The organism is Aliterella atlantica CENA595 (genome assembly GCF_000952155.1).
Lineage (GTDB): Bacteria > Cyanobacteriota > Cyanobacteriia > Cyanobacteriales > Chroococcidiopsidaceae > Aliterella > Aliterella atlantica.
Genome location: NZ_JYON01000050.1, coordinates 1 through 10,673 on the forward strand (window position 1 = coordinate 1; position 10,673 = coordinate 10,673).

Annotated in this window: 8 protein-coding genes and 1 pseudogene; 6 read left to right on the top strand and 3 right to left on the bottom strand. The window is 43.4% G+C overall.

Annotated features, from left to right (window positions below):
* From UH38_RS26095 to UH38_RS24320, 5 genes and pseudogenes are all read left to right on the top strand, one after another.
* Positions 1 to 161: pseudogene (locus tag UH38_RS26095) on the top strand (photosystem II D2 protein (photosystem q(a) protein)); the annotation flags it as partial.
* A gap of 25 nt (positions 162 to 186) precedes the next feature.
* Positions 187 to 1,545 (top strand): photosystem II reaction center protein CP43, encoded by a 1,359-nt coding sequence (gene psbC, locus UH38_RS24305; protein ID WP_045057300.1) that lies wholly within the window; start codon positions 187 to 189, stop codon positions 1,543 to 1,545.
* Positions 1,546 to 1,806: 261 nt separating this feature from the next.
* On the top strand, positions 1,807 to 1,992 hold the full coding sequence (locus UH38_RS24310) for a PCP reductase family protein (protein ID WP_045057301.1): 186 nt from the start codon (positions 1,807 to 1,809) through the stop codon (positions 1,990 to 1,992).
* Positions 1,993 to 2,175: 183 nt separating this feature from the next.
* A complete protein-coding gene (locus UH38_RS24315; protein ID WP_082065518.1) occupies positions 2,176 to 3,960 on the top strand; it encodes a polysaccharide deacetylase family protein in 1,785 nt (594 codons plus the stop codon).
* Between the two features lie 32 nt (positions 3,961 to 3,992).
* Positions 3,993 to 4,904, top strand: coding sequence for a phosphodiester glycosidase family protein (locus UH38_RS24320; protein ID WP_045057302.1), 912 nt, complete (start codon positions 3,993 to 3,995; stop codon positions 4,902 to 4,904).
* Here the strand turns inward: UH38_RS24320 and cobW are convergent.
* The 3 genes from cobW to gyrB form a co-directional block, all read right to left on the bottom strand.
* Positions 4,901 to 5,947 carry a cobalamin biosynthesis protein CobW gene (gene cobW / locus UH38_RS24325; protein ID WP_045057303.1) on the bottom strand — a complete coding sequence of 349 codons (1,047 nt, stop codon included), beginning with the start codon at positions 5,945 to 5,947 and terminating at the stop codon, positions 4,901 to 4,903. The two genes, UH38_RS24320 and cobW, sit on opposite strands and share 4 nt — an antisense overlap.
* 128 nt (positions 5,948 to 6,075) lie before the next feature.
* The gene (locus UH38_RS24330; RefSeq protein WP_045057304.1) at positions 6,076 to 6,792 is read right to left on the bottom strand and encodes a biliverdin-producing heme oxygenase; all 717 of its coding nucleotides are present in this window, start codon (positions 6,790 to 6,792) and stop codon (positions 6,076 to 6,078) included.
* Between the two features lie 178 nt (positions 6,793 to 6,970).
* Entirely contained in the window at positions 6,971 to 10,216 is a 3,246-nt protein-coding gene (gene gyrB, locus UH38_RS24335; protein WP_045057305.1) for a DNA topoisomerase (ATP-hydrolyzing) subunit B, read from the bottom strand.
* Between the two features lie 129 nt (positions 10,217 to 10,345).
* Between gyrB and UH38_RS24340 the strand changes: the two genes are divergently transcribed.
* Positions 10,346 to 10,673: isopentenyl transferase family protein (locus tag UH38_RS24340; RefSeq protein ID WP_045057306.1), on the top strand; the 328-nt coding region annotated here is incomplete at its 3' end.

Genomic DNA, 10,673 nt, shown 5'->3' on the forward strand with positions numbered 1-10,673 from the left:
GCCAAGAGTTAAGAGCGGCTGAAGACCCAGAGTTTGAAACTTTCTACACCAAAAACGTGTTGCTCAATGAGGGGATCCGCGCTTGGATGGCTCCTCAAGACCAGCCTCACGAACAATTTAAATTCCCAGAGGAGGTTCTACCACGTGGAAACGCCTTATAATGCGTCTTTAAACAGAGATTTAGTCATGGGTGGCGGTCGCGACCTAGAATCCACAGGTTTTGCCTGGTGGTCTGGTAACGCCCGTTTAATCAACTTGTCTGGCAAACTGCTAGGCGCTCACGTTGCCCATTCTGGTTTGATTGTATTCTGGGCAGGAGCAATGACTTTATTTGAAGTCGCTCACTTTATCCCAGAAAAGCCCATGTACGAACAGGGCTTAATCTTGCTACCTCACTTAGCCGCTCAAGGCTGGGGTGTAGGCGCAGGTGGTGAAGTAATTGACACCTTCCCTTACTTCGTAGTTGGCGTACTGCATTTAATTTCTTCGGCTGTTCTTGGTTTTGGCGGTATTTATCATGCCGTTCGCGGTCCTGAAACCTTAGAGGAATATTCTGCTTTCTTTGGTTATGACTGGAAAGACAAGAACAAAATGACCAGCATCATCGGCTTTCACCTAATTATTTTAGGTTGCGGTGCATTGCTCTTAGTTCTCAAAGCCATGTTCTTCGGCGGATTGTACGATACTTGGGCGCCTGGTGGTGGAGATGTTAGGGTAATTTCTAATCCTACGCTCAACCCAGCAGTAATCTTTGGTTACGTACTGAGGTCTCCCTTCGGTGGCGAAGGTTCTATTGTTAGCGTAGATAACCTAGAAGATGTAGTTGGCGGTCATATTTGGGTTGCTTTACTACTGATTACTGGCGGTATTTTCCACGTTTTGACTAAGCCTTTTGCTTGGGCGCGTCGTGCTTTCATTTGGTCTGGTGAAGCATACCTTTCATACAGCTTAGGCGCTTTGTCGCTGATGGCTTTTATTGCTACTTGCTACGTCTGGTTTAACAATACTGTATATCCCAGCGAATTTTACGGTCCTACAGGTCCCGAAGCATCTCAAGCTCAGGCTTTGACCTTTTTAATTCGCGACCAGCGCTTGGGTGCAAACGTTGGTTCGGCGCAAGGTCCTACTGGCTTGGGTAAATACTTGATGCGCTCTCCTACTGGGGAAATCATCTTTGGTGGTGAAACAATGCGTTTCTGGGACGTTCGCGCTCCTTGGCTTGAGCCATTACGCGGTCCTAACGGTCTTGACCTAGACAAAATCAAGAACGATATTCAGCCTTGGCAAGCTCGCCGTGCTGCTGAATACATGACACACGCTCCTTTGGGTTCTTTGAACTCTGTAGGTGGTGTAGCAACAGAGATTAACTCGTTCAACTTTGTATCTCCTCGTTCGTGGTTGGCTTGCTTCCACTTTGTCATGTTTTTCTTCTTCCTAGTAGGTCACTTGTGGCACGCAGGTAGAGCAAGAGCGGCGGTTGCTGGTTTTGAAAAAGGCATTAACCGCGAAAGCGAACCAGTAATGTCTATGGGTCCGATTGACTAAATAGCTTTACTGAATTTAGCTATCTAATTAAACAACTAAAAAGCTCCTGTGTAAAAGCAGGAGTTTTTTTTGGGCAGAAGACGGCAAACCTTCCCGAATATAAGTTAATAGAATTAGTTAGTTGAATGTTGCGATCGCTTTTATGTGACACAATCGAATCTATACAGAGAAAGCATAGCAGCTAAGATTGATGGCATCCTACAAAGTCACCTGCGCTGATTGCTGTTTGCATTCTTTTAAGTGTTTATGAGTGGTAGCACTATGAGCGATTCTCATCTAGCAGACGACTTGCAATGGACACCACAAGCTAAAGCCAAGCTCAAAAAAATTCCTTTTTTCGTGCGCTCTCAAGCCACTGCGCGAATCGAACATTTAGCCCGTGTTGCAGGGGTGGAAGTTATTACTGTCGAATTAGTAGAGCAAGCTAGAATTGAACTGGGGCAGTAAAAATCAATACTAGGTTGCTTGGCAAATTAAGTTTAGTAATAGTAAGCTAAGTTAACTTAAATTCACCTTGGCGTGTTTTCAAGAAATTGTGATTGCTGCCTTAAAAGATTGCTATTAGGGTGTAGGTGTTACTAAAAGATATGGCTCTCATTTTACTGGGGAACCATATTTATTGAAAAACTTATGAGACAACCGCATCAAGAGTATAAAAAATTACTATTTTCTTGTTTGGCATCTCGCGTATTTAAAATTTTTATACCTATTGTTTTATATTCGCCTTTATTAGTAACGTCTACTGTGCAGGCAACTCCTAGCACAGAAAATTCTTGCCAAAATCCTCTTAATTTTGACGTTGAACTAAGCAATGTTGTCAGCGATTTATTTCAAGTAGCAAGTTGGCTGAATGAACCTAAGACAGTCGTAGCAACAATTAGCCAAAGCTTAGGTCCGCAAATGGCAGCTTATTTTAATCCTAGCGTTTCGCCCAATATTAACGAACGGGCAAAATTGGCAAGAGTACCCGTATTTATGTATCATGATGTCTTAGCTGTAAAAGAAGTATTTTTTGACGTTACATATCAAGACTTCGCGCAACACTTACGTTTAATCAAAGAAAAAGGTTTAACACCTATCAGTTTTGACCAATTAGTAACGCATTTACGCACAGGTTTACCGCTACCAGAGAAGCCAATTATGTTGACTTTTGATGATGGCTATGGCGGTCATTACGAGTACGTCTACCCACTGCTGAAAAAGTACGGCTATCCAGCAGTTTTTTCTGTTTATACCCATAATATGGGCAAAAATACAGGCAGAAGCCACGTTAATTGGCAACAACTAAAAGAAATGGCAGCCGACCCTTTAATTACAATCGCATCTCATAGCATTACTCATCCCCGCGATTTAAGAGAGTTGTCTGACGCACGACTGCAACTAGAACTAACAAAATCAAAAAAGATTTTAGAAGCGCAATTAGGCATCCCTATCCGCTACTTTACATATCCTGAAGGCAAGTACGACCAACGAGTAGCAAAGGCAGTACAAGAGGCAGGTTATCAAGCTGCTTTAACCATGAGCGATACAGACGAGCGCTATGCCGGACAGTCAGATAGTATGCTAGCAATATCGCGGTTCGGACAATCGCGGCTAGCACAGGCATTAACTCAACCTGATGTAAGTCCTATAGCTCAAGCCTGGGGAGGAGCAAAACTACCTAGTTGGGGTGGTATCTTTGACTTTTCTGCCGATGTTGAAGTAACTAAAACGACTCTTGAGGATATACCACTGACTCTAATTTCAGGTGGTAAACCAGTGACTATTCATGCCAAAAGCCGCTCTCAAGTAGCAGAAATTATTGCTGGAACGCAAGCAGTAGCAGCAGTTGATGGCGGCTTTTTCTCGCTGAGATATCTAAACTCTAATGTGATGATTGGACCTGTATTGAGCCAAATCAACAACCAATTTATTCCAGGTAATAAAGGAGAAATTCCCAAACTTGCTGGGCGACCTTTGGTGTTGATAAGTCCCCAAGCAGTAAAATTTATTAGCTTCGATCCTTTCAAGCACAATACATTAGCCGGAATTCAGGCAGAAATGCCCAACGTTACCGATGCTTTTGTTGCTGCAGCTTGGCTAGTTAAAGACAATCAACCCCAATTAACCCAAAACTTTGCCAATTTGTACGGTTTTGATGCCTTACGCCATCGTGCTTTTTGGGGAATTGACAGAGTAGGAAAACCGACTATAGGCGTATCTAACGAACCAGTAGATTCAATATCTTTAGGTGCTGCGCTTGGTTTAGCTGGATTGCGCGATGCAGTGATGCTCGATTCTGGTGCTAGCACTTCTTTAGTTTATAAGGGAGATTCGTTAGTAGGTTATACACCTCGCCCTGTACCTCATGTAGTCGCGCTCATGCCTCCTAACGCGACAACTATATTAGCCCCGTGTACAGTTGCCCAAAAGTAAGCAAGCGATCGCCAGTGTTTTAAATTAGTTAAATGACTTATCTTGCCAAAATCAATCTCAAGCGATCGCTAAAAGTTACGCTGATTAGTGTATTGGTCGTACCCTTGCTGATGTACGTTAGCTTGTGCCTCAGCCGTCCGCCGCGCAGCGATATAGAACAACAATTATTTCAGGGTATTAACTATCGGCGCGAGGCGCGTTCTCAACCCCGTTCGCTGATGCTTCATGTTGTTACTGTTGACCTAACAGCGCCAGGATTGAAGTTTTTGGTTACGCCCGAAGAGCGCACTGCTGAGGGGTTAGAAGTCAAAGCTCAAATTACGTCAGCTTTTTTAGCTAAACACGGGCTGCAACTAGCAGTTAATGCTAGCTTCTTTCACCCCTTTTATGAAAAATCGCCTTGGGATTATAGCCCCCGCTCAGGAGAAGGCGCAAATATATTAGGTCAATCAATTTCTAATGGCAATATCTACTCGCCTGCTGAAAAAATTTGGCCAGTATTATGCATTTTTGCTGATAACAAGGCAGAAATTCGTCATGAAAAATGCGCGCTAGGAACTGCTCAAGGTGTGGCAGGCAATCGGTTTTTGTTGGAGAATGGCGATCGCGTACCATTGGATATAGATATTAGTGAAGCAAAATTGATGCCCTCTACAGCAGTCGCCATCAACGAGCAAGCTGATAAGTTATTGCTAGTTGTTGTTGATGGTCGTCAGGCTTTTTATAGTGAAGGTGTTAACTTAGCAGAATTCACTGATATTTTGATTGAGCTAGGTGCATATACAGCCCTAAATTTGGACGGTGGAGGTTCGTCAACATTAGCAATTTCTCAAAATGGGAAACCAACTTTGCTCAACGCACCCATTCACACACGCCTACCAACGCGCCAACGTCCAGTTGCCAATCATTTAGGGATTTACGCTCAACCAGTTGCTAAAAATTAACTAGGCATAGCTGCTAGTTGCGACTGGATTTCTGCACCTTTAAGCTCCCTACCAATAAATACTAATCGCGTCTGTTGCGCTTCTTCTGGCTGCCAAGGGCGATCGTAAAATTGCTCGAATCTTTGTCCCACACCTTGCATAACTAGACGCATAGGCTTATTTGGTACGGCAACAAAGCCCTTGATCCGATAAATATCTTGCTCTTGAGTAAGTTTTTGCAATTGGTCTTGCAGCTTGTGCGGCTCAAAAGCGCGGTCTAAAACAACATTGACTGAATTAATCTCATCGTCGTGATCGTGGTCTTCTTCGCTGTCGTGATGGCTAGGACGTGCCTCTAAATTGTCTTCCACAGCCGCTTGAAAGCCTAGTAAGATATGAGGATCTAATTTTGAGCGATCGCTTGTTACAATCTTCACTACTCTAGGTAGTTCTTGTTGAATTACATTAACGACTTCTTGTTGAGTTGCTGCATCAACCAAATCTGTTTTATTTAAGACTACTAAATCGGCACAAGCTAACTGATCCTCAAACAATTCCTGTAACGGCGTTTCATGCTCTAAATTATCATCTGCTTGTCTTTGGCTGTCTACAGCTTCCGGATCGCTAGCAAACGTACCTTTTGCCACTGCCTCGCAATCAACTACTGTAATGACAGCATCAACCGTCGCTGCATTGCGAATTTCATGCCAACGGAATGCTTTTACTAATGGCTTAGGCAAAGCCAGCCCTGAAGTCTCAATTAAAATGCAATCTAGCTTATCTCGCCGCTTGAGCAATTCCAGCATCGTCGGCAAAAATTCTTCTTGTACCGTACAGCACAGACAGCCGTTAGTTAATTCCACAATATTAGCTTCGCTATCAGCGTCATCAGGGCAAACTTGGCAAGACTTCAGCAGTTCGCCATCGATTCCCAGTTCGCCAAATTCATTAACTAATACAGCAATGCGTTTGCCTTGATTGTTTTGCAGCAAGTGACGAATTAAGGTAGTTTTACCGCTACCCAAGAAGCCAGTAATTACAGTTACAGGAAGTTTTGCAGCCATTTAGTCCAAATTTATTTAACTGACGATCTTATTTTGAGACAACTTAGGGGCAGATTTGGTAATTTTTCCAGGCATTGCTACCCTTGAAAAACTATCAAACCCACCCCTACTAATTAATCTAGGTATTATTACTCGGCTGTAGCGAGTTCTGTGCTGCCGCGAGTGCGACGGCGAGTAAGAGTATTGAACAACATTTGTCCAATTGCTTTAATCAAGCTACCTTCCATTTCTTGGAATAGCTTCATGTTCATGCCAAACGCGGCATTCGCTTCATCGACAATGCGATCGCCTGTAGCATCATCTATAGGCATCTCGTCTAATGCTTGGCGATAAGTAGCTTTGAACTGCTTCTCATCAGGGATATCTTTGAACTCGTAGAAAGCTGTACCTTCGCCCTCAGAAAGATTCATCGCTCTTTGAGCAATATTTTTGAGAATCTGTCCGCCTGACAAGTCGCCAATATAACGAGTGTAGGAGTGAGCAATTAATAGCTCAGGAGATGAATTAGATACTTCCCGAATCCGCTTAACGTAAGCTTCCCCAGCAGGCGATAGCACAATTTGCTCTTTCCAATTTGCACCGTAGTAAAAGCTCAAATCTTGCTCTAAAGTACGCTGGCGGTTTAGCTGTGGGTAATAGATTTTAGATATTATGGGATGATTTTTGTGGCGTTCCATTTCTTCTTCCATTGCTGAATAGACGAAATAGAAGTTACCAACTAACTTGCGGTAGGAGTTCTTTTCTACAACTCCTTTTAGAAAGCACTTGACAAAACCCATGTTTTCTGCTGCGCTATGGGCTTTCTTAGTCCCTTCACGAAGTTTTGTTGCTAAATTGCTACTCATGTTAAAAATTTCCAAGTTTTAATGTTAACGACTGGTAGGGATCGATTAAGCAAAAAATAAAAGCCACTAAATCGTTACATTAGAACGTTTTGCTTAAGAATTTTGTTAATTATTTTAAAGCCAGCCTAATTGCATTTATCTTTTAGGCTGGCGTTGCGAGAAATTACCTAGCTTTTAACTAGATATCGAGTTCAGCGAGATTGAGACGAGGACCGTAGGTTTCGATGAATTCGCGTCTAGGAGCAACGCGATCGCCCATCAATACAGTAAAGATGCGATCGGCTTCAGCAGCATCCTCAATTTCGACTTGTTTGAGAGTGCGCGTTTCTGGGTTCATCGTAGTATCCCACAGTTGCGTCGGCATCATTTCACCCAACCCTTTAAAGCGCTGGATTGTGTAATTAGCATTCGCAGGAAACTCATGTTGGACTAGGTTAGTAAGTTCGCGATCGCTATAGCAATAATAATGATTGCGCCCGCGCTCGATTTTATACAGTGGAGGACAAGCAATATAGATATATCCTTGTTCGATCAAACTACGCTGATAGCGGTAGAAGAACGTCAGCAAAAGGGTTCTGATGTGCGCGCCATCTACGTCAGCGTCAGTCATAATTACTATGCGGTGATAGCGTAGTTGAGAGGCATCAAACTCTTCGCCTTTGACACCTAAACCTAGTGCTGTAATTAGCGCTTGGATTTCAGTGTTTTTGTAGATTTTGGCATCATCAGTTTTTTCGATATTGAGGATTTTACCGCGCAAAGGCAGAATTGCTTGGAATCTGCGATCGCGTCCTTGCTTGGCGCTGTTATGGACAAAAATCCCACTTGCTAAAGCAAAGTTATGAGTATGAGGAACTTCAATGTCGTAAACGTCAATGCGTTCTTCTAAACGTTCAATCGATACAATCCGGTGATTGTAGTTGGAAACTGCTTCATGGGCTAGTTCTTGCTTGCCTTGGAAATAGCGATCGCAAAAAGTTTCAAACCGTAATAGCGACTTATCTTTAGTTTCAAGCCGATAAGCACGGTAAGCGTCTAAATCGAGATTTCCTTGTTCAATCTCAATCTGTTTGAGAGCCGCAATTGTTTTACTGTAGTATATCTTGTTTAAGGCTGCTTGACGCTTGGCTCTAAATTCGTCTGTCCATTGCTCTTGGGTCTTGTTACGTCGCCACTCTATCAAGGCTTCATCTTGCCATTGTTGTTTAGCAAGATCTGAATGGGCTGCTCGCGCTTGAGGATTATTTTCAAAGTAATCGCGCACTCTTTGAGCTTGAGCTATACAGTTTGCCTCATTACTCCAATATTCCTGTTGTGCTAAGTTTAGTTGTTCGTGATTGGCAGCACGGTAAGCATCGTTGCTACTATAAAACTCATTCCACTTAGCAGCCATATAAGCCTTATACGCTTCATTCTCCCACTGAGCTTTAGCATTTGATGAGAGTATTTGCCGCGTTTTTGGTTGTCGCATACGTTCGCTCATTTTGGTGCGGAATGTTTCACCCTGATGAACTTTACGGCATTTGTCTATAACATCAGGACGATGCAAAGTTTTCTCCAAATGAGCCTGATGTATTTTTAAATGCTCATCAGCAGGGATTCTTCGCAGATTTGTGGGATTATTGTTGAGCTTATTAAAATCTAGATGATGGCAGTGTTCGCCTGCTGATTTTGCATAAACACCTTGCCAGCGATTGTACCAATCAGCAACCAAGTGAGTAAACAGCCAAGAATCTGAACGAGGATTCCATACCATCTCATAGCCATCAATAGTGATTTTTGGCTCACTTTTGTTGGATATTTTTCTATATAGAGGCATTAAGGAATCATCTGGGGTTAAAGATGCGGCTGCTTTATAAGTACCATCTCGCAGCATAAAGGGATGGTCTGGAGTACAGATAAGAGTTTCGCCGTTATCTAGAGTTACTTTGATGACTTCTGCATCAGTCTTAGTTATTCGGGGGTGAATAATGCGCTCTATGCCAATGTTCCCATCGTGACGAATCGTGTAGCAGAAATGCTCTTTGCCCATTTCTTGTTCAGCTACAATCTCTTTAAAGCTGAGATTTCGTCCATCAGCTAAAGCAACAAGTGTGTCACCATGCCAACATCCACCTGCGGAATCTCCTTCAACGATATATATCTCTGACTCGCTAGGATCTCTAGAACTACAATCGGCTAGTTTTCCTGGTAAGGGTGACGATTCTAATACTGATTTACGCCTAACTAATTCGCGTGCGTGACGGGCGGCTTCTGCGGCTTTGAAGGCTTGAATTGCTTTATCTAAAATTTGATCGGCGACAGGCGGACGAAATTCTAGATACTCGGTTAATACTTCTCCTACTAAAGAATCAACTATTCCCCTTACTTCGGTATTGCCTAACTTTGTCTTGGTTTGTCCTTCAAATTCTGGATCGGGAACTTTGACAGATATAACTGCTGTTAAACCTTCTCTAACGTGTTCGCCGCTGAGGTTTGGTTCATTTTCTTTAATTTTATTGCGCTTGCGGGCGATCGCATTCATAGTCCGTGTCAGTACCGCCTTCAGTCCTTCTAGGTGCGTACCGCCGTCTACTGTACGAATATTGTTCGCAAAACCGAGCAAATTATCTGTATAAGCATCCGTACACCACTGCAACGCTACTTCTACCTGTACGTCGTTGCGTTCGCCTTGCACGAAAATAATTTCTTCATGCAACGGTTGCTTGTCGCGGTTCATGTACGCGACATATTCTTTGATCCCGCCTTTATACTCGTATGTTTCTACCTTTGGTTCGCTAGCTTTAAGTACATCTAAGCGGTTGTCAGTAAAAGTAATTTTTACTCCAGCATTTAGATACGCCAACTCGCGCAAACGTCCAGCTAGGGTTATATAGTCAAACTCCGTACCTACAGTAAAAATTTCTGCATCTGGCTTAAATGTCACTGAAGTTCCAGTGCGAGGCTCTTTGTGTGGTTTTGACTGAAGTTCGCCGACAGGAATACCGCGCTCGAATCTTTGCAGAAAAACGCGCTTTTCTCGCCATACCGTAACTTCTACAAACTCAGATAAGGCATTGACAACAGAAATCCCTACTCCGTGCAGACCTCCAGAAACTTTGTAACCGCCGCCGCCAAATTTCCCCCCGGCGTGTAAAACTGTCATTACAGTTTCTAGTGCTGATTTCCCAGTTTGTGGATGAGTATCGGTCGGAATACCGCGACCGTCATCTGTGACTGTTACAGAACCATCAGCGTTTAAGTCAATCTCGATATGCGTGCAATGCCCTGCCAAAGCTTCATCGATCGAGTTGTCTACTACCTCGTAAACTAAATGATGGAGTCCCCTTGGTCCAGTTGTACCGATATACATACCTGGTCGCTTGCGGACGGGTTCCAGACCTTCCAGAACTTGAATCTGATCGGCGCTGTAGCTGCTCGTCATGAAATGGGTTCTCCAAAAATAAGGTTGAAGTCGCCTAGCGACCTATAAAATAATAAATCACTCATAAATTGTAGCACAAAAGGCTTGATGACGACTCTAGCATGGTCTAAGGAGCATTTTATTTAAGGGATGTACCCAGCTAATTATTGCAGTTCTAGGTTAATTACAATTTGTGGCGCGACGGCTACAGGAAAGTCTAGTTTGGCTTTAGCTTTAGCGAAAAGGCTAGAGACGATGATTATTAGTGCTGATTCGCGTCAAGTGTACCGCGAGTTTGACATTGGTACGGCTAAACCTTCGTTGCAGGAACGGCAGGAAGTACCTCATTATCTAATTGATATCTGCGAACCTGCAGAGACTTTGACTGTAGCAGACTATCAACAACAAGCCCAGAAATTAATTATCTCTCCCTACCCCCTCCTACCTCCCCCTGCTTCCCCTGCTCCCCCTGCTTCCC